Source organism: Pseudomonas sp. RV120224-01b, from assembly GCF_003208145.1.
Lineage (GTDB): Bacteria > Pseudomonadota > Gammaproteobacteria > Pseudomonadales > Pseudomonadaceae > Aquipseudomonas > Aquipseudomonas monteilii.
This window is the reverse complement of record NZ_QKMQ01000010.1, coordinates 190,481-207,453: the sequence shown is the minus strand read 5'-3', so window position 1 is coordinate 207,453 and position 16,973 is coordinate 190,481. Positions and strand designations below refer to the sequence as shown.

Sequence of the window (16,973 nt, the reverse complement as noted above, 5' to 3'; positions counted from 1 at the left end):
TTACAGATTCGCAAACCGCTGTACACGCACAATGGTTTTTTATTCAGCAAGGCCGACATCATGGCAGCCATTACCTTTCGCCCTGCAGTACCTGAAGACGCCGTAACCTGTATAGCCATCCGGGCCTTGACCAGGGAGAACGCATTCACGGAAGAGGACCTGCGCGCCCTGGGCATCACCGTCGACACCTGGAGCAGCGGCATTCGCGACGGGGGCTCCCCTGGGTTCGTGGCTTGCAATGCTGATGAGATAGTCGGCTACTGCTTCGCCGACAAGGACAGCGGCGAGGTCACCGTACTTGCCCTGCTACCCGCATACGAGGGCCAGGGAACCGGCAAGCGTTTGCTTCAGATGGTTGTCGATCAGCTGCGGGAGCTGGGGTTCGAACGCCCTTTCCTGGCTTGCTCCAGCGACCCGAACGTACGCTCATATGGCTTCTATCGTCATCTGGGCTGGAAACCGACAGGTGAGCAGGATGAAGCGGGAGACGAGATCCTGCAGCTCGGTTCGATGTAGCGCCAAAAAATGCAAAAGCCCGCATTCAAGCGGGCTTTTGGGTGTTTCCGGCTATTGGCGCGGGATCATTCCCACTCGATAGTCGCCGGCGGCTTGCTCGACACGTCGTAGGTAACGCGGGAGATACCGTCGATTTCGTTGATGATACGGCCGCTGACGGTTTCCAGCAGTTCGTACGGCAGGTGTGCCCAACGCGCGGTCATGAAGTCCACGGTCTCGACAGCACGCAGGGCCACGACCCAGGCGTAGCGACGGCCGTCACCAACGACGCCGACCGACTTGACCGGCTGGAACACCACGAAGGCCTGGCTGGTCTTGTGGTACCAGTCGGCCTTGCGCAGTTCTTCAATGAAAATGTGGTCGGCACGACGCAGGATGTCGGCGTATTCCTTCTTCACTTCACCGAGGATGCGCACGCCCAGGCCCGGGCCCGGGAACGGGTGGCGGTAGACCATGTCGTACGGCAGGCCCAGTTCCAGGCCGATCTTGCGTACTTCGTCCTTGAACAGCTCACGCAGCGGCTCGACCAGCTTGAGGTTCATTTCTTCCGGCAGGCCGCCCACGTTGTGGTGCGACTTGATCACGTGGGCCTTGCCGCTCTTGGCGCCAGCCGACTCGATCACGTCCGGGTAGATGGTGCCCTGAGCGAGGAACTGGATGTTTTCCAGCTTGCTGGCTTCGGCATCGAAGATGTCGATGAAGGTGCGGCCGATGATCTTGCGCTTCTTCTCCGGGTCGGCTTCGCCTTCCAGGTTGTCGAGGAACTGCTTTTCAGCATCGGCGCGGATCACTTTGACGCCCATGTTCTCTTTGAACATGGCCATCACCTGGTCGCCTTCGTGCAGGCGCAGCAGGCCGTTGTCGACGAATACGCAGGTCAGCTGGTCGCCGATGGCGCGGTGCAGCAGCGCGGCAACCACCGAGCTGTCGACGCCGCCGGACAGGCCCAGCAGGACGTTGGCCGAACCGACTTGCTCACGCACCTGGGCGATGGCGTCTTCAACGATGTTGGAAGGCGTCCACAGGGCTTCACAGCCGCAGATGTCCTGCACGAAGCGGGACAGGATGCGACCGCCTTGCTTGGTGTGGGTCACTTCCGGGTGGAACTGCACGCCGTAGTAGCCACGGGAATCGTCGAACATGCCGGCGATCGGGCAGCTTGGGGTGCTGGCCAGCACGTGGAAGTTGCCCGGCATCTGGGTAACCTTGTCGCCGTGGCTCATCCACACGTCCAGGCCCAGTACGCCGTCGTCATCAACGTGGTCTTCGATGCCGTCGAGCAGGCGGCTCTTGCCGACCACGTCTACGCGGGCATAACCGAATTCACGCAGGTCGGAACCTTCTACCTTGCCGCCCATCTGCTCGGCCATGGTCTGCATGCCGTAGCAGATGCCCAGCACCGGTACGTTCAGGTCGAACACGGCCTGCGGAGCGCGTGGGCTGTTGGCTTCGTGGACCGACTCGGGGCCGCCGGCGAGGATGATGCCGCGCGGGTTGAATTCGCGGATCGCTTCATCGTCCATGTCGAACGGGTGCAGTTCGCAGTACACGCCGATTTCGCGCACGCGGCGGGCGATCAGCTGGGTGTACTGGGAACCGAAATCGAGGATCAGGATGCGGTGAGCGTGAATGTCGAGGGCCATGACTCAATCTCGTCAGTGGAAATCGGAAACGACGCGGGGCTGTCGTGACAGCCCCGCATGCTTATATTGCTGGAAGCCTCAGCCTACGCGGTAGTTAGGGGCTTCTTTGGTGATCTGCACGTCATGCACGTGGGACTCGGCCATGCCTGCACCGGTGATGCGCACGAATTCCGGCTTGGTGCGCATCTCTTCGATGGTTGCGCTGCCGGTGTAGCCCATGGACGAACGCAGGCCGCCCATCAGCTGGTGGATGATCGCAGCCAGGGCGCCTTTGTAAGGAACACGGCCTTCGATGCCTTCCGGTACCAGCTTCTCGGCGCCGGCCGAGGAGTCCTGGAAGTAACGGTCGGACGAGCCTTGCGCCTGTGCCATGGCACCCAGCGAGCCCATGCCACGGTAGGCCTTGTAAGAACGGCCCTGGAACAGCTCGACTTCACCCGGAGCCTCTTCGGTACCGGCGAACATCGAACCCATCATCACGCAGGAAGCACCGGCAACGATGGCCTTGGACAGGTCACCGGAGAAGCGGATACCGCCGTCGGCAATCAGTGGCACGCCAGTGCCTTCCAGTGCGGCGGCAACGTTGGCGATGGCGCTGATTTGCGGCACGCCGACACCGGCAACGATACGGGTGGTGCAGATGGAGCCTGGGCCGATACCGACCTTGACGGCGTCAGCGCCCGCTTCGGCCAGGGCCTTGGCAGCGGCGCCGGTGGCGATGTTGCCGCCGATAACCTGCACTTGCGGGTAGGTTTCTTTTACCCAGCGAACGCGGTCGATCACGCCTTTGGAGTGGCCGTGCGCGGTGTCGACAACCACCACGTCAACGCCAGCGGCTACCAGGGCAGCAACGCGCTCGCCGGTATCCTTGCCGGTGCCGACCGCAGCGCCAACGCGCAGGCGACCTTGGTCGTCCTTGCTGGCCAGCGGGTAGGCCTTGGCTTTTTCGATGTCCTTGACGGTCATCATGCCCTTGAGGTTGAACTTGTCGTCAACGATCAGGACCTTTTCCAGGCGGTGCTTGTGCAGCAGCTCGCGCACTTCGTTCTTGTCGGCGCCTTCGCGGACGGTGACCAGACGCTCTTTTGGCGTCATCACGTCGCGGACCTTGGCGTCCAGGCGGGTTTCGAAGCGCACGTCACGGGAAGTGACGATACCGACCAGGTCGCCGTTCGCCAGCACCGGTACGCCGGAGATGTTGTTCAGGCGGGTCAGGTCGAACAGGTCGCGCACGGTGGCGTCGGCGTCGATGGTGATCGGGTCCTTGACCACGCCAGCCTCGAACTTCTTGACCTTGCGCACTTCGCCGGCCTGCTGTTCGATGGTCATGTTCTTGTGGATGATGCCGATACCGCCTTCCTGGGCCATGGCAATGGCCAGGCGCGCTTCGGTCACGGTATCCATGGCGGCGGAAACCAGCGGAATGTTCAGCTCGATGCCACGGGTCAAACGGGTCTTGAGACTGACTTCATTGGGCAGTACCTCGGAATAACCAGGTACAAGGAGGATATCGTCGAAGGTCAGGGCTTCTTGGCTGATACGCAGCATCGCGGGGGCTCCCGGGCGGGAAAAATGGAAGCGCGCCATTATACTCATGCACGGCGCGCCGCTCAATGCAAAATAAGGGCCTTCGGTCAGCCTTGTGGCAGTTTTACCTGCACCACGGCCACCGGCTGGTCGAGCCAGTCGGCGAAGCTGTCGAGAAAGGCCTGGGTGAACCCGGCCTCGCCCCAGTTGTTGAAGATGAACCCCAGGTTGGAAAAGGCACATGGCTGCAGATAAATGAAGCCATTGATGTCATCTTCGAAGCCGCACAGCGGGCAGGTGAAGTTGTCACTTACCCCCGGCATCCACTCTTCCAGGCTTTCGAACAGCGGCTCGCCCACTTCGCGCCGGCATTCCGGGCAACCGGCTTCTTCAAGAAAGCCATCGGTCGGGGTATAGATGCAGCGCTTGAGCATCACTTCCAGGCCGTTGACCTGCTGGCCGAAGGGCAGTTTTTCCGGGTGCAGGGCCACTTTGCGCGCGCCTGCAGCCAAGGCATGCCCCATGCGGTTGCCGGTGCGGCCACAGGTGGTCAGTTGCTCCTCGACGACCTTTTCGCGCACCAGCCAGCGCAGGATGGCGCGGGCGCGGGCTTCATGCACCGGGACGGTGGACAGCTTGGGAACGATGATGCTCTGGGTGTTCATGAACGGGAAAAGCCTGAAAAACTGCGGTAATGACGCAATTCTACCGCTCAGGCGCTCAGGTAGCGACCGATCAACGCCAGCCCGCTGGCCAGCACCAGCCAGGTGACCAGGCGTACAAATGCCTCACGGGACAGCCGGTGGGTCAGCCTGCGCCCCAGCCAAAGGCCGACGAACATGACCGGCAGCAAGCAGGCGGCAAGCAGCAGCAAGCTTTGGTCGGCATAGACACCGGCGACCAGGAACAGCGTCAGGCGCACCACCGTGCTGCAACTGATCAGCGCGCTCTGGGTGGCACGTACCTGTTCCTTTACCTCCAGACGTGCGCTCAGGTAAAGGGCGTACAAGAAACCACCGCTGCCAAATAGCGCACCGAACAAACCACCTGCCGTACCCATCGGCACCGCCCACACACCAGACAACCGGGCCGGCCGCACCTTCACCGCCAACCCGTACAGCGCGTAGGCCGTGACGAACAAGCCCATCAGTAGCAGCAAAAGGTCGGATTTCAGTTGCAGAAGAAATACCACGCCCAGCGTGCAGCCCAGCGCCATGAACGGCAGCAGCCGCAACAACTCGCTGCGCACCACATCCCGGCGCGATGGCAGCAGGTTGCCGAACGCGGCAACGAAGTCCAGCAGCACCAACAGCGGGATGATGCGTGACAACGGCATGAAGTGGATCAGCACAGGGCCGGCCACCAACGCCGTGCCGAAACCGGCGATGCCAAAAACAATGTAGGCGGCACCGACACCGAGCAGGATGGGCAGCCAGTCAAGGCCGGAAAACGACAGTTGGGCAAGCATGGCAGCAGCTCCTGAAAAGACAGGCCAAGGTTAGCCAGCCATGAGCCATGCCGACTAATATGCCTTTATCGCCATAGCTATCTTGAAAAGGCATGACATGACGTCGATCCGCCAGTTGCGTTACTTCGTGGAAATCGCCGAGTGTGGCAGCTTCAGCGGCGCCGCCGAACGGTTGTACATCGCCCAGTCGGCGCTGAGCCGGCAGATCAAGGAGCTGGAGCAGCAACTGGGCACGCCGCTGTTCGAACGCACGGCACGCCTGCCGCGCCTGACGCTGGCCGGGCAGGCCTTTCTCGAACGGGCACGCCGCTTGCTGGCCGACCTGGCGCAAGCAGAGCGGGTAACGCGCGACATTGGCGAGGGGTTGCAAGGCAGCCTGCGCCTGAACCATTCCAGCACCGTGCCGCTGATCGGCCCGTTGCTGGCTCGCCTGGGGAGCTATCTGCGGGAAAACCCGGGGGTTTCGCTGGAGATCGCGCAGCAGTCGTCGGAGGCTCAGCTGGAGGATATTGCGGCCGGGCGGCTGGACATTGGCCTGCTGCGCTTGCCAGTGTTGCGCCAGCACGAAGGCGTGGTGCTGCACGAACTGTTCAGCGAACCACTGTTGCTGGCGGTCGCCGCTGGGCACCCGTTGGCCAACGCGCCGCACGTTCAACTGGAGCAATTGAGGGAAGAACGCTTTATTTCCATTCCGCACCGGGACCGTGGCGGGCTGAGTTACCTGTCGGCTTCGTTGTGCATGGAGGCCGGCTTCTTTCCGCGCGCGGCGCAGGTGCTGTCGCGCAAGACTACGCAATTGCAGCTGATTCAGGCAGGTTTCGGGGTGGCGTTACTGCCAGCGTGCATGCGTGAAATTGCGCCGGCTTCGGTCAGTTTCGTGGCGCTGGAAGGGGGCTGCGAGAGCACCGTAGCGCTGGCTTGCCGACGTGATGCAGGGCAGATGGTGCGCCAGTTCGTGAAGGCGATAGGGCCAGGACAGACAACCGGGGCCGATGTCCTTTATGATGCCCGCCATGATCAAAGACCCCTTCGAACGACTCGGCCTGGACCGTGAGGTCCTTACCGTCAGCCAACTCAACGGCCGCGCCCGCGTGCTGCTGGAAGACGTGTTCCGCAGCGTGTGGGTGGAAGGCGAGATTTCCAACCTCGCCCGCCCGGCGTCCGGCCACATGTACTTCACCCTCAAGGACAGCGGCGCCCAGGTGCGCTGTGCGTTGTTCCGGCAGAATGCCACCCGCGTACGCCAGGCCCTGCGAGACGGCCTTGCCGTTCGTGTGCGCGGCAAGGTTTCGCTGTTCGAGGGGCGTGGCGACTACCAGCTGATTCTCGACACCGTCGAGCCGGCCGGCGATGGCGCACTGCGCCTGGCGTTCGAAGCCCTGAAGGAAAAGCTCGGTGCCGAGGGGCTGTTCAGCGCCGAACGCAAGAAGCCGCTACCGGCCCACCCACAGCGCATCGGCATCATCACGTCACCCACCGGTGCAGTGATCCGCGACATCATCAGTGTGTTCGGCCGCCGTGCCCCCCAGGTAGAGCTGAACCTGATCCCGACAGCGGTACAGGGCCGCGAAGCCATCGCGCAGATCGTGCGTGCCATCCGCCTCGCCGACAGCCTCGGTTTCGATGCGCTGATCCTGGCCCGCGGAGGCGGCTCGCTGGAAGACCTGTGGTGTTTCAACGAAGAAGCCGTGGCGCGTGCGGTTGCCGCTTGCGTCACGCCGATTGTCAGCGCCGTGGGCCATGAAACCGATGTGTCGATCAGCGACTTTGTCGCTGACGTGCGCGCGCCCACGCCGTCTGCTGCCGCCGAACTGCTGGCCCCCGACAACAGTGGCCTGCAGCAACGCCTGGATGGCCTGCAACGGCGCCTGCTGCTGCGCATGCAGAACCGCCTGACCCACGACCGCCTGCGCCTGGAATCCCTGGCCCGGCGCCTGCGCCACCCGGGCGAGCGTTTGCGCCAGCAAGCCCAGCGCCTGGACGACCTGGACATGCGCCTGCGCCGCGCCTTCATGCTCAGCCTCAACCAGCGCCGCGAGCGCCTGGCACGCCTGGATACGCGCTTGGCCGCACAGCACCCGGGGCGTAACCTGAAACTGCTGAGCCAGCGCCTGGACAGCCTGGCCGAGCGCCTGCCACGGGCCATGCGCGAAGTGCTCAAAGATCGCCGCCAACGCTTCCAGGCTCAGTTGCAAACCCTGCAGGTGGTCAGCCCGCTGGCCACCCTCGCCCGCGGCTACAGCATTTTGCTGGATGAACAAGGCCAGGCCATCCGCAGCGCCGAACAGACCCGCAACGGCCAGCGCCTGACCGCTCGCCTGAACGAAGGCGAGCTGCTGGTGCGGGTCGAAGACAACCACCTGACCCCGGTCACCCTCTCACTACTGGACTGACACATGCCCCGCCTGCTTGCGCCCCTGCTTGCCCTTTCCCTGTTGCTGCTGGCCGGCGGCGCTCAGGCCAGCTACATCACCCGCACGCTGAACAAGCCGGTGCCCGGCGGCGTTGCAGTGGTCGACCTGGGCCCCGCCGCCAGCGCGCCCAGTGCCCGCTTCGACGGCAAACCGGTGCTGGTGGTGAAGGAGCAGGATACCTGGCTGGCCATCGTCGGCATCCCGCTGACCCAGAAGCCCGGCACTGCCACGTTGAACCAGGGTGGTCGCACGCTGCCCTTCAGCGTGGGGAGCAAGAAATACCCCGAGCAGCGCATCACCCTGAAGAACACCCGCCAGGTCAACCCGAACCCGGCCGACCTCAAGCGCATCGACCGCGAACTGGCCGAGCAGATCAAGGCCTACCGCAGCTTCAGCCCGAGCCTGCCGAGCAACCTGATCCTCGACAAGCCGGTCAACGGCCCGCTGTCGAGCAAGTTTGGCGTGCGCCGCTTCTTCAATGGCGAAGAACGCAACCCGCATGCCGGGCTGGACTTCGCGGTGCCGGCGGGCACGCCAATCAAGACCCCCGCCAATGGCAAGGTGATTCTGGTGGGGGACTACTTCTTCAATGGCCGCACAGTGTTCGTCGACCATGGGCAGGGCTTCATCAGCATGTTCTGCCACATGTCGAAGATCGATGTGCAGGTGGGGCAGCAGCTGCGCCGTGGCGAGGTGGTCGGGCGTGTGGGCTCCACCGGGCGGGCGACCGGGCCGCATATGCACTGGAATGTCAGCTTGAATGATGCGCGGGTGGACCCGGCCATTTTCATTGGCGCGTTCCAACCTTGAGACCGCACCGCCTGCATCGCCGGCAAGCCAGCTCCCACATGTCCTGCACAGGACTCAAGACCTGTGGCAATCCTGTGGGAGCTGGCTTGCCGGCGATGAGGACAGTGCAGGCAGACTAGGTTTAACGGTGTTGCGCCATCGAAAAATACTGCGCAAGAATCAAGAAGCACTCAGAAAACCTAAGCCATAAAATCTCGCCCATAAGCTTTTTTTAAGCATTCCTCTCAATTTTCCTCGAACGCTTGCCATCCCCCACCCCACTGGTTAAGTTTGAAGGCATGAAAACCTTCAGCACCCTCATCCTGCTCCGACAACATCGCAGCCTCTGCCTGGTCAGCGCCCGACTACCAGGTTGAATCGCGTCGCCTCGCCTCTTCATCTCGTTATCGCTCGGCAGGCCCGATCTCGGCCGCACACAAAAGGATTGCTTCCATGACCATGCTCAAAGACCCTTCGAAGAAGTACCGCGCTTTCCCGACCATCGACCTGCCTGACCGCACCTGGCCGTCAAAGACCATCACTGCCGCGCCGATCTGGTGCAGCTCCGACCTGCGTGATGGCAACCAGTCGCTGATCGAGCCGATGGATTCGGAGAAGAAACTGCGCTTCTGGAAGACCCTGGTGCAGGTGGGCGTGAAGGAAATCGAAGCCTCGTTCCCGTCTGCCTCGCAAACCGACTTCGACTTCGTGCGCACCCTGATTCAAGACGGCCACATCCCGGACGACACCACCATTCAGGTGCTCACCCAGGCCCGTGAAGACCTGATCGCCCGTACCTTCGAATCGCTGCGCGGTGCCAAGAAAGCCATCGTCCACCTGTACAACGCCACCAGCCCGTCGTTCCGCCGCATCGTCTTCAACCAGGACAAGCAAGGCGTGAAGGACATCGCGGTGAACGCGGCCAAGCTGTTCGTCAAGTACGCCGCCCAGCAGCCGGAAACCCAGTGGACCTTCCAGTACTCGCCAGAAACCTTCAGCGCCACCGAAATGGAGTTCGCCAAGGAAGTCTGTGACGCAGTCATCGAGGTGTGGAACCCGACGCCTGAGCACAAGATCATCCTCAACCTGCCGGCCACCGTGGAAGTGTCCACCCCGAACATCTACGCCGACCAGATCGAGTGGTTCTGCCGTAACGTCAGCCGTCGCGACAGCGTAATCATCAGCCTGCACTGCCACAACGACCGTGGCACCGGCATCGCCGCCACCGAACTGGGCCTGATGGCGGGTGCCGACCGCGCCGAAGGCTGCCTGTTCGGCAACGGCGAGCGTACCGGTAACGTCGACCTGGTGACCTTGGCACTGAACCTCTACACCCAAGGCATCGACCCGTTGCTGGACTTCTCCGACATCGACGGCGTGCGCAAAGTGGTCGAAGAGTGCAACCAGTTGCCGGTGCACCCACGCCACCCGTATGTGGGCGATCTGGTCCACACCGCGTTCTCCGGCTCGCACCAGGACGCCATCCGCAAAGGTTTCGCCAAGCAGCAGGAAGGCGAGCTGTGGGAAGTGCCTTACCTGCCAATCGACCCGGCCGACATCGGCCGCAGCTACGAGGCGGTCATCCGCGTCAACAGCCAGTCGGGCAAAGGCGGCATCACCTACCTGCTTGAGCAGGAATACGGCATCAGCCTGCCACGCCGCATGCAGATCGAATTCAGCCAGGTGGTGCAGGGTGAAACCGACCGCCTGGGCCTGGAAATGACCGCCCAGCAGATTTACAGCCTGCTGCACAAGGAATACCTCCAGGCCAACGCGCCGTACGCGCTGGTCAGCCACCGCCTGCAGGAAGAAAACGGCCACAGCGCCGTGGAAGTGGAAGTTGCCGGCGAAGGCGAAACCACCCTGCACTGGCGTGGCAAGGGCAATGGCGCCCTGGAAGCCTTGGTAGCCGGCCTGCCGATCTCGGTGGAGATCATGGACTACAACGAGCATGCCATTGGCGCAGGCACCAATGCCAAGGCTGCTGCCTACATTGAATTGCGCGTGGCCGGTGGCCGTCCGGTGCATGGTGTGGGTATCGATGAAAACATCACCACCGCCAGCTTCAAGGCGCTGTTCAGCGCACTGAACCGCTCGTTGAGCCAGCAGGAAGCCAAAGCGGCCTGAGCCTTTGCTTGAATGAAAAAGCCCGCATCGTTTGATGCGGGCTTTTTTGTTGTCCTGTGCCGGCCTCTTCGCGGGCTCGCCCGCTCCCACAGGTACTGCACAGCACCTGAGAGCGGCGCGATACCTGTGGGAGCGGGCAAGCCCGCGAAGAGGCCGGTACAGGCAACAGAAGAATTCCAGGCAAAAAAAAGGGGCGCCGACCAAGCGCCCCATAAGCCGTAAAGCACACAACAAATTCAGTTGGCGTCCAGCAACGCCATCGCCTCGGCACTGCACGCCTCGATCCGCGCCCAGTCGCCGTTCTTGATCCAGCTGCTGTCGAGCATCCAGGTCCCGCCCACGCACATCACATTAGGCAAGGCCATGTAATTGCGCACGTTGGCCGGGTTGACGCCACCGGTTGGGCAGAAGCGGATATCACCGAACGGCCCGCCAAAGGCCTTGATCGCTGCAACACCGCCGCTGATTTCCGCCGGGAACAGCTTGAAGCGGCGGTAACCCAGGGCGTAGCCCATCATGATTTCGGACGGTGTGCTGATGCCTGGCAGCAACGGGATTTCACTGTCCACACCGGCTTCCAGAATGTCCTGGGTTATGCCCGGGGTAACGACGAACTGCGCACCGGCCGCTTCGACAGCAGCGAACATGCTGCGATCAAGCACGGTACCGGCGCCGACGCACAGCTCCGGGCGCTGTTCGCGCAGCACCTGGATGGCCTTCAGGCCATGCTGCGAACGCAGGGTCACTTCCAGGGTACGGATGCCGCCGGCGGCCAGGGCATCAGCCAGTGGCAGGATGTCTTCCTCACGGGCGATGGTGATCACCGGCAGGATGCGCGCCTTTTCGCAAATGGCATCGATCCGCGCGGCTTTATCGGCCATCGAGAGCTTGGGCTGTGGGCGTTCAAGGGTGGTCATGACTGTGGATCCTTGGCTCATGGGCACCAGTAGATGTCCAGGGGGTCGTGAAGAAAAGCGCGAATCGGCATTTCAGTGAGGTCGTTGCCAACCAGCGCGGCGCGCAGGGTAGCGAGTTTGCCCTGACCTTGCACGGACAGCGCAGTAAAGGCGGCACTGGCCAGCAGCGAGCGGGTCATCGACAGGCGCTGGTGTGGCACGCTCGGTGCCAGCAACGGCAGGCAGCGGCGCGGGCTGGACAGGTCCAGGCCTGCTTCCAGGTTAGGGCTGGCCGGGAACAGCGAGGCGGTATGGCCATCGTCGCCCATGCCCAGCACCAACACATCGATAAGTGGCAGCCCGGCCAAGGCCTGGTCGGCCTTGAGCGCGGCGGCATCGAGGTTCTCCGCCTGCTGGTACAGGCCAACAAAGCGGGCCTTGGCCGCTGCACCCTTCAGCAGGTGGCGGGCCAGCAGGCCAGCATTGCTGTCAGCGTGCTCCACGGGCACCCAGCGCTCATCGGCCAGGCTGACGGTGACCTTGGACCAGTCCAGGTTTTCGCTGGCCAGCTTCTCCAGGAACGGCACCGGGCTGCGGCCGCCGGACAGCACCAGGCAGGCCTGGCCCTTGGCAGCAATCGCCGCACGCAGGCGCTCGGCCACGTCGTGGGCTTGAGTGGCGGCCAGCGCCTTGGCATCTGCCAGCGCGTGTACCTTCACAGCCGCTGGCAATTTCAGTTCAGATATCCCCATACCACGCCCTCCCATCGCGTGTGATCAGTGCAATCGAGCTCATCGGCCCCCAGGAGCCCGCCGCGTAAGGCTTGGGCGCATCGCCCGCATTACGCCAGCCGGCGATCAACTGGTCGCACCATTTCCAGGCATATTCGATTTCGTCCTTGCGCACGAACAGGTTCTGGTTGCCACGCATCACTTCGAGCAGCAAGCGCTCGTAGGCATCCGGAATCCGCGCACTGCGCCAGGTGTCGGAAAAATTCAGCTGCAACGGGCCGCTGCGCAGTTGCATGCCCTTGTCCAGGCCCTGCTCCTTGGTCATTACCCGTAAAGAAATGCCTTCGTCCGGTTGCAGGCGGATGATCAGCTTGTTACCGATCTGCAAACGCTGTTCCGGGGCGAAGATGTAGTGCGGCGTTTCCTTGAAGTGGATAACGATCTGCGACAGTTTCTGCGGCATGCGCTTGCCGGTACGCAGGTAAAACGGCACGCCCGACCAACGCCAGTTGCGAATGTCGGCACGCAGTGCGACGAACGTTTCGGTGTCGCTCTGGGCATTGGCGTTGTCTTCTTCCAGGTAGCCGGGCACCGGTTTGCCTTCGCTGTAGCCGGCAATGTACTGGCCACGCACCACACGGGTGCTTAGCCCGTCGCCGGTGATCGGTGCCAGGGCCTTGAGCACTTTTACCTTCTCGTCGCGAATGGCATCGGCCGACAGTTCGCTGGGCGGGTCCATGGCGATCAGGCACAGCAGCTGCAGCAGGTGGTTCTGGATCATGTCACGCAGTTGGCCAGCCTTGTCGAAATAGCCCCAGCGGCCTTCGATACCGACTTTTTCGGCAACGGTGATCTCCACGTGGGAGATGGAATTCTGGTTCCACTGGGTTTCGAACAGGCTGTTGGCGAAGCGCAGGGCAATGAGGTTTTGCACCGTCTCTTTGCCCAGGTAGTGATCGATACGGTAAACCCGGCTTTCGGGGAAGAACCGTGCTACGGCATCGTTGACCCGACGCGACGACTCCAGGTCGTGGCCAATAGGCTTTTCCAGCACCACACGGGTGCGCGGGGCCAGCCCGGCCTTGTCGAGGTTTTCACAGATTGCCCCATACACCGCTGCCGCCGTGGCGAAGTAAGCGATCAGCGGCAGTTCGCCTGGCAATTGCTCGGCCAGGGCCTGGTAGCCCTCGGGCTGAAGAAAATCCAGATGTTGGTAATTTAGCCTGGCGAGAAAGCGCCCCAGCGCTGCTGGCTCGATATCCGCCTCGGGCACATGCCGGCGCAGGTGCGCCTCGATGCTGTTCAGGTGCTCCTGCGCGCTGCCGGCTTCGCGGGCCAACGCCAACAAGCGGGTGTCCGGGTGCAACAGGTTGGCCCGGTCAAGCTGGTAAAGCGCAGGAAACAGCTTGCGCAATGCCAGGTCGCCGAGGGCGCCAAACAGGGCAAAGGTGCAAGGTTCGACACTGATCGCAGCCATGATGTTGGTTCTTTCCTAAAGTTGGTCTAGGAATACCGCTTTCACATGCGGTTTTCAAGGGATAATGTAGTAAAAACCACAACATTACACACAAGTGTTACAGACAAGTGGTACGCCAACCGCGCCGACAGTACGATAGACGACCGTGCAAAAAGCCTGCTGCTTCCACAGCCGGCTGTCTTCCCGACCCAAGGACACACCCATGGACCGCGTGCGAAACCTCCTGGAGCAGATCCAGGGACGCCTCGACGAGCTGAACAAGGCCGAACGCAAAGTCGCCGAAGTCATCCTGCTCAACCCGCAACAAGCCACCCGTTTCAGCATTGCTGCGCTGGCCCAGGCGGCCAAGGTCAGCGAACCGACCGTCAACCGCTTTTGCCGCTCGTTCGGCGTCAGCGGCTACCCCGAACTGAAGCTGCAGCTGGCACAGAGCCTGGCCAGCGGCGCCGCCTACGTCAGCCGCGCAGTAGAGGCCGACGATGACCCGGCCGCCTACACCCAGAAGATCTTCGCCAGTGCCATCGCCTCGCTCGACAGCGCCTGCCAGCAACTGGACCCGCAACAGGTCAGCCGCGCCGTGGACATGATGATCCAGGCCCGGCAGATCCACTTCTTCGGCCTGGGCGCCTCGGCGCCGGTAGCCCTGGATGCACAGCACAAGTTCTTCCGCTTCAACCTGGCCGTGTCGGCCCATGCTGACGTGCTGATGCAGCGCATGCTGGCCTCGGTGGCGCACACCGGCGACCTGTTCGTGATCATTTCCTACACCGGGCGCACCCGCGAACTGGTCGAAGTGGCCCGCCTGGCCCGTGAAAACGGCGCCTCGGTACTGGGCCTGACCGCCGCCGGCTCGCCACTGGCCAACGCCTGCAGCCTGAGCCTGCACATTCCGCTGCCGGAAGACACCGACATCTACATGCCGATGACTTCGCGGATCATCCAGCTGACGGTGCTCGATGTGCTGGCCACCGGCATGACCTTGCGCCGCGGCGTGGACTTCCAGCCACACCTGCGCAAGATCAAGGAAAGCCTGAACGCCAGCCGCTACCCGATCGAGGACGACGAACTCAACTGAGCCGGTGCGCCTGCAAGCGCAGGTGGGCACGCTGCCCCGGCGCCAGGCTCAGGCCCTCGCCACTGCCGCTGGCCGCCTCGACGCAAACAAAATGCTGAGTTTCGCGGCCGGTCACGCCCATCAACGGGCGGTTGCCCGGGTGCCAGACCACGGTGTCGTCGCTGTCACCCGTATCGATGCATAGCTCACGCTGCCAGGCCGGATCCTGCAGTTGCACACGCGGTGTGCCGGGGTAGACCTTCTGGCAGCCCCCCTTGAGCTTCAGCGCGCCATCTTCTCGGCAGGCCTGGCGGTTCAAGCGGTCGTAACCTTCGATGTCCTCAAGCCCGGACAGCGCTATCTCGGACACGTCGCTGATGCGCCAGTAGGCCAGCAGCGCATGGCTCAACTGGCAGGGTTCGCTGTCCTGATGCTCGGTGCTCAGGCTCAGTTCCATGCGGCTACCCAGCCGGGCATGCAGGTCTACCTGCCAGTCACACAGGTCCAGCCGCCACTTCAGGGTCACGCCCTCCTCGTCCTCGCGGCTGTCCACCAGCTTCCAGTCCAGCAACCGTGCCCAGCCATGGGCTGGCCACAAATCCTCACTGGGGTGGCGGCCATACCACGGCCAGCACACCGGCACGCCACCACGGATCGCCCCCACCTGCGGCCACTGCTCGGCGCACCACAGCCAAGGGCGCTCACCCGCTGGCTGAAAGTGCAGCAGTTGCGCGCCCTGGCGGCTGAATACCGCCTGGCAACGGGGGTGATCGATGATCAGCACATCGCGCTGCTGGTAACGCTCCCACTCGAATGTCGGCCTGGGCCGCTGCGAGGAAAAGAAGCGATGGAGCGGATGTTCGGGCATGGTTCAGAGCTCTTGTTGTTTGAGATAGCGCTGTCTCGGCCTATCCCTGACACCCACTGCAGGCCAGTGGGTGCCGGGAACCGAAAAGGGATTGGCGTAAATTTACAACAATTGCCCTCAGAATGACGACTGAATCTTCAAACCTGCGACCAGCGCGTTGTCCACCTCGTCCACCCCGCCAGGGCTCTTGATGTACTGCAGGTTGGGCCGCACGGTCAGCCAGTTGGTGACGTGGAAGCCGTAATAGAGCTCGGCGTTGTACTCGGTGCGCTGCAGCGGCACGAAGCCTGGGTTGTCGTAATCGCTGATACCGCTCTGGGCATTGAGCAGTTCGGCACGCTTCTTCACGTCGTCATTCACATGAATACGCGCCACGCCGAAGCCGATGTCATCCTTGGGCCGGGCATCGAAGGCGCCTTTGTAGACCAGCCCCATCTGCTGGTAGTTGTCGACCACGTTGGTGGCCTTGTCGTGCACGGTGAAGTTGGCGAACAGGCTAAGGCCACGGTTGACGTCACCCGCCTGTGCAGTGACCTGCTGCTGCGCCACCACCCACCAGCCATGCTTGCTGGAGTGTGACTTGAAGGCCTCGCCGCTCAACGCCTGCGGGTTGCCGTTGACGTCGTCGAACACATCGTCGGCCTTGGCCGTGCTGTAGTAGTACCCCAGGCGGTACTCACCCGGCAGGCCGTTGACCTTGGGCGACCACACCGCCTCTACCGGCAGGATCGCACCCTTGGTACCGCTGCCGCTGAGCTTGAAGCCGTTGCCGGTTTCCAGGTTGGAGGGGTTCTGCTCGAAGGCACCGACCTGCACGAAAAATTCCGGGGTGATGTTGTATTTCACCCGCAGCGCCCACTGGCTGACCGGCCAGTTGTACCAGATGCCGCCCACCCAGTTGCCCACCTGCGAGCCGCAGAAGGCCAGGTTCTGGAAGTCGCAGGGGAAGCTGTTGAAGTCCTCGCCCTCGCCGAAGCGCCCGAATTTCACATCCAGCGCGCCATCGAAGTACTTCTGCTTGATCCACATCTGGGTCAGGCGCCAGGTCTGGCCACGGCCCCACACCTCTTGCACCGAACTGAACTGCCCGGCGCGCGGGTCGCTGATGCGGTCGTTGGACAGGTTGCGGCCACTGCGCTCGGTGATCGCCAGCTTGAACTCGGCATCGTGCCAGCCAAGGATCTTTTGCAAGTCCAGGTGTGCACCAAGGGCAAACTGATCGCTGTAGCGCGCCGTCTTGTCGTCGTTGTAGCCGCCGTGCAGGTTGCCAGCCACCTCGCCGACGTAGTCGAGGGTGAAGTCGTAGCCCTTCTCCAGCAGCTCGGTGCGGGTGCCGCCCCAATCGCCGGTCATCCATTTCGATTCGCTGGAAAAGGCCTCGGCAGCCTGCGCGCCGCTGCTGCCGACAACGGCGAGCAAAGCCAGCGAGCCCAATGTCCTGATGCGTTTGCGCTGTTCCATCC

The 16,973-nt window shown here is 62.8% G+C and carries 15 protein-coding genes; 6 read left to right on the top strand and 9 right to left on the bottom strand.

Going from position 1 to position 16,973, the window contains the following annotated elements; translation table 11 throughout:
• Positions 1-60 precede the first annotated feature (60 nt).
• Positions 61-516, top strand: a complete 456-nt coding sequence (locus N436_RS17330) for a GNAT family N-acetyltransferase (RefSeq protein ID WP_110741610.1) — start codon at positions 61-63, stop codon at positions 514-516.
• Positions 517-581: 65 nt separating this feature from the next.
• Here N436_RS17330 and guaA read toward each other — a convergent pair whose 3' ends face one another.
• The 4 genes from guaA to N436_RS17310 all read right to left on the bottom strand — a co-directional run bounded on the left by guaA (position 582) and on the right by N436_RS17310 (position 5,154).
• On the bottom strand, positions 582-2,159 hold the full coding sequence (gene guaA / locus N436_RS17325) for a glutamine-hydrolyzing GMP synthase (RefSeq protein WP_105946886.1): 1,578 nt from the start codon (positions 2,157-2,159) through the stop codon (positions 582-584).
• Between the two features lie 78 nt (positions 2,160-2,237).
• The gene (gene guaB / locus N436_RS17320) at positions 2,238-3,707 is read right to left on the bottom strand and encodes an IMP dehydrogenase (protein ID WP_016713074.1); all 1,470 of its coding nucleotides are present in this window, start codon (positions 3,705-3,707) and stop codon (positions 2,238-2,240) included.
• An 86-nt stretch (positions 3,708-3,793) separates the two neighbouring features.
• Entirely contained in the window at positions 3,794-4,351 is a 558-nt protein-coding gene (locus N436_RS17315) for a hypothetical protein (RefSeq protein WP_028698964.1), read from the bottom strand.
• 47 nt (positions 4,352-4,398) lie between these two features.
• Positions 4,399-5,154, bottom strand: coding sequence for a sulfite exporter TauE/SafE family protein (locus tag N436_RS17310; RefSeq protein WP_105946888.1), 756 nt, complete (start codon positions 5,152-5,154; stop codon positions 4,399-4,401).
• Between the two features lie 97 nt (positions 5,155-5,251).
• Between N436_RS17310 and N436_RS17305 the strand changes: the two genes are divergently transcribed.
• The 4 genes from N436_RS17305 (at position 5,252) to leuA (ending at position 10,484) form a co-directional block, all read left to right on the top strand.
• Positions 5,252-6,208, top strand: coding sequence for a LysR family transcriptional regulator (locus N436_RS17305; protein WP_371920913.1), 957 nt, complete (start codon positions 5,252-5,254; stop codon positions 6,206-6,208).
• Positions 6,168-7,547 carry an exodeoxyribonuclease VII large subunit gene (xseA, locus tag N436_RS17300; RefSeq protein ID WP_110741617.1) on the top strand — a complete coding sequence of 460 codons (1,380 nt, stop codon included), beginning with the start codon at positions 6,168-6,170 and terminating at the stop codon, positions 7,545-7,547. The genes N436_RS17305 and xseA overlap by 41 nt, the downstream gene beginning before the upstream one ends.
• Positions 7,548-7,550: 3 nt before the next feature.
• The gene (locus N436_RS17295) at positions 7,551-8,378 is read left to right on the top strand and encodes a M23 family metallopeptidase (protein WP_019098217.1); all 828 of its coding nucleotides are present in this window, start codon (positions 7,551-7,553) and stop codon (positions 8,376-8,378) included.
• Positions 8,379-8,810: 432 nt separating this feature from the next.
• Positions 8,811-10,484, top strand: a complete 1,674-nt coding sequence (leuA, locus tag N436_RS17290; RefSeq protein ID WP_060497425.1) for a 2-isopropylmalate synthase — start codon at positions 8,811-8,813, stop codon at positions 10,482-10,484.
• A 236-nt stretch (positions 10,485-10,720) separates the two neighbouring features.
• Here leuA and N436_RS17285 read toward each other — a convergent pair whose 3' ends face one another.
• From N436_RS17285 to zwf, 3 genes are read right to left on the bottom strand one after another with little or no spacing between them, the layout of a single operon-like run.
• Positions 10,721-11,401 carry a bifunctional 4-hydroxy-2-oxoglutarate aldolase/2-dehydro-3-deoxy-phosphogluconate aldolase gene (locus N436_RS17285; protein ID WP_049275724.1) on the bottom strand — a complete coding sequence of 227 codons (681 nt, stop codon included), beginning with the start codon at positions 11,399-11,401 and terminating at the stop codon, positions 10,721-10,723.
• 17 nt (positions 11,402-11,418) lie between these two features.
• Positions 11,419-12,132, bottom strand: a complete 714-nt coding sequence (gene pgl / locus N436_RS17280; RefSeq protein WP_110741609.1) for a 6-phosphogluconolactonase — start codon at positions 12,130-12,132, stop codon at positions 11,419-11,421.
• A complete protein-coding gene (zwf, locus tag N436_RS17275) occupies positions 12,119-13,588 on the bottom strand; it encodes a glucose-6-phosphate dehydrogenase (RefSeq protein ID WP_105946891.1) in 1,470 nt (489 codons plus the stop codon). The genes pgl and zwf overlap by 14 nt, the downstream gene beginning before the upstream one ends.
• 211 nt (positions 13,589-13,799) lie before the next feature.
• On the opposite strand from zwf, the gene hexR reads away from it, so the two are divergent.
• Complete coding sequence (hexR, locus tag N436_RS17270; protein ID WP_169774905.1) at positions 13,800-14,663, top strand: DNA-binding transcriptional regulator HexR; 864 nt, start codon at positions 13,800-13,802, stop codon at positions 14,661-14,663.
• Here hexR and N436_RS17265 read toward each other — a convergent pair.
• Together N436_RS17265 and N436_RS17260 are read right to left on the bottom strand one after the other, a co-directional pair.
• The gene (locus tag N436_RS17265) at positions 14,656-15,510 is read right to left on the bottom strand and encodes a D-hexose-6-phosphate mutarotase (RefSeq protein ID WP_104834050.1); all 855 of its coding nucleotides are present in this window, start codon (positions 15,508-15,510) and stop codon (positions 14,656-14,658) included. The two genes, hexR and N436_RS17265, sit on opposite strands and share 8 nt — an antisense overlap.
• Before the next feature lie 117 nt (positions 15,511-15,627).
• Positions 15,628-16,971 carry a carbohydrate porin gene (locus N436_RS17260; RefSeq protein ID WP_110741608.1) on the bottom strand — a complete coding sequence of 448 codons (1,344 nt, stop codon included), beginning with the start codon at positions 16,969-16,971 and terminating at the stop codon, positions 15,628-15,630.
• Positions 16,972-16,973: the final 2 nt, after the last annotated feature.

What these genes read in the sequence shown, in the direction of transcription:
- N436_RS17330 (WP_110741610.1), top strand. Translation starts at nt 61, where the DNA reads ATGGCAGCCATTACCTTTCGCCCTGCAGTACCTGAAGACGCCGTAACC.
- N436_RS17265 (WP_104834050.1), bottom strand. Translation starts at nt 15,510, where the DNA reads ATGCCCGAACATCCGCTCCATCGCTTCTTTTCCTCGCAGCGGCCCAGG.
- leuA (WP_060497425.1), top strand. Translation starts at nt 8,811, where the DNA reads ATGACCATGCTCAAAGACCCTTCGAAGAAGTACCGCGCTTTCCCGACC.
- guaA (WP_105946886.1), bottom strand. Translation starts at nt 2,159, where the DNA reads ATGGCCCTCGACATTCACGCTCACCGCATCCTGATCCTCGATTTCGGT.
- guaB (WP_016713074.1), bottom strand. Translation starts at nt 3,707, where the DNA reads ATGCTGCGTATCAGCCAAGAAGCCCTGACCTTCGACGATATCCTCCTT.
- N436_RS17305 (WP_371920913.1), top strand. Translation starts at nt 5,252, where the DNA reads ATGACGTCGATCCGCCAGTTGCGTTACTTCGTGGAAATCGCCGAGTGT.
- N436_RS17310 (WP_105946888.1), bottom strand. Translation starts at nt 5,154, where the DNA reads ATGCTTGCCCAACTGTCGTTTTCCGGCCTTGACTGGCTGCCCATCCTG.
- pgl (WP_110741609.1), bottom strand. Translation starts at nt 12,132, where the DNA reads ATGGGGATATCTGAACTGAAATTGCCAGCGGCTGTGAAGGTACACGCG.
- N436_RS17260 (WP_110741608.1), bottom strand. Translation starts at nt 16,971, where the DNA reads ATGGAACAGCGCAAACGCATCAGGACATTGGGCTCGCTGGCTTTGCTC.
- N436_RS17315 (WP_028698964.1), bottom strand. Translation starts at nt 4,351, where the DNA reads ATGAACACCCAGAGCATCATCGTTCCCAAGCTGTCCACCGTCCCGGTG.
- N436_RS17295 (WP_019098217.1), top strand. Translation starts at nt 7,551, where the DNA reads ATGCCCCGCCTGCTTGCGCCCCTGCTTGCCCTTTCCCTGTTGCTGCTG.
- N436_RS17285 (WP_049275724.1), bottom strand. Translation starts at nt 11,401, where the DNA reads ATGACCACCCTTGAACGCCCACAGCCCAAGCTCTCGATGGCCGATAAA.
- xseA (WP_110741617.1), top strand. Translation starts at nt 6,168, where the DNA reads ATGATCAAAGACCCCTTCGAACGACTCGGCCTGGACCGTGAGGTCCTT.
- zwf (WP_105946891.1), bottom strand. Translation starts at nt 13,588, where the DNA reads ATGGCTGCGATCAGTGTCGAACCTTGCACCTTTGCCCTGTTTGGCGCC.